General features: G+C 36.7%; 2 protein-coding genes. Both read right to left on the bottom strand.

The window, feature by feature from the left end; translation table 11 throughout:
- Positions 1–519 (bottom strand): hypothetical protein (locus ACFIJ0_RS06545; protein ID WP_375644154.1); only part of this gene is annotated, 519 nt, incomplete at its 3' end.
- Between the two features lie 3 nt (positions 520–522).
- On the bottom strand, positions 523–843 hold the full coding sequence (locus tag ACFIJ0_RS06540; RefSeq protein ID WP_375644155.1) for a hypothetical protein: 321 nt from the start codon (positions 841–843) through the stop codon (positions 523–525).
- Positions 844–1,106 lie beyond the last annotated feature (263 nt).

Below are 1,106 nucleotides of genomic sequence, written 5' to 3'. Positions count from 1 at the left end.
TCTTTCATTGGCTTTTTTTACAATAGTACTTGCAATCTCTGGCTTGGACATTACCCCAGCAATTGAGGGTCCTTTTTGTTTTGCAATGGGGAATTGATCTCCATCGGCTCTTTGAAACACATTCCCATTCAGCTTTTTTAATTCAACGCGCTTTGGAAAACTCCCACCTTTGATAAAAGCATGGGGTAAGATTTCTTTCTTTCCAAATAGTGTGTAAGTTACGCCGCGTTTTGTTTCTCTTGCTTGAAAAAATTTAAGAGGTATCGGTGTTCCAGAACCAATGATATCTGTCTCAAGAAACCTTGCTGTCGCCTTTTCTTTAATATAAACACCTCTTCTTATACGCTTTATTTGGGCTGATGAGATGTCTGCAACTTGCTTTTCAGTAAAGCGTTCAACTTGTTTTGCTGCAGTGTTTAGAGCATTACGCAGAGCCCAATTAAGGCGAGGGGCTTGAAGGCTTGTGAAGGTATCTTTTGCCTGTTGAAGATACCATTTTTGGTGGATGATTAACTTCAACTTCTAAGCCTTTTTGGGGGTAGATGTTGATGGCTTGGAAACTTTAGATGCTTTTGGCTGTTCGAGTGGAATTTCCTTGGCTGCTGATTCAGTTGATGTTTGTACGGCTTCTTGTTCTATCGGCTTAATTTGTTCAACTGCCTTGTCTGTTTTTGCTGTTGTTTTAACATCAACAAAAGGTTTAGCAGCATTGGCACGTTTGAGACGTGCGTAGACTTGATTAGAAACTTCAACAAATGGATTATTTTGTGTTGAAGGTTCAAAGCGAACAGTGCTTTTATTGTCTCCAACAACACACATTAGCTTAGTGATGACAGCTTTCATCATTGCTCCTTTTGAGTCATAATTAATGACATCATTAGTCAAATATTGATTTTTATTATTTGAAAAATAGATTAGTCAGAATTACCGAGAAAACAGGGCTTTCTCGCCACGTTTCAAGTTCATATTTTACTGAATTTTTGGGAATATTTTTGAATTTTAGACACAATACGACTAGTGCAGTGCCGTCATTAAATACGATTTTTTACACTATGTCAACAAAAAAATCATGATCTTGTATTTTTTTTATTTTTTTACCTAAATAT

This window comes from Bartonella sp. OC68QHHN, from assembly GCF_042193875.1.
Taxonomy (GTDB): Bacteria; Pseudomonadota; Alphaproteobacteria; order Rhizobiales; family Rhizobiaceae; genus Bartonella; species Bartonella grahamii_A.
The sequence above is the reverse complement of the archived record's forward strand: the minus strand, read 5'-3'. Positions and strand labels throughout refer to the sequence as shown.

Coding starts and splice junctions, on each gene's coding strand:
- ACFIJ0_RS06540 (WP_375644155.1), bottom strand. CDS start 843: ATGAAAGCTGTCATCACTAAGCTAATGTGTGTTGTTGGAGACAATAAA.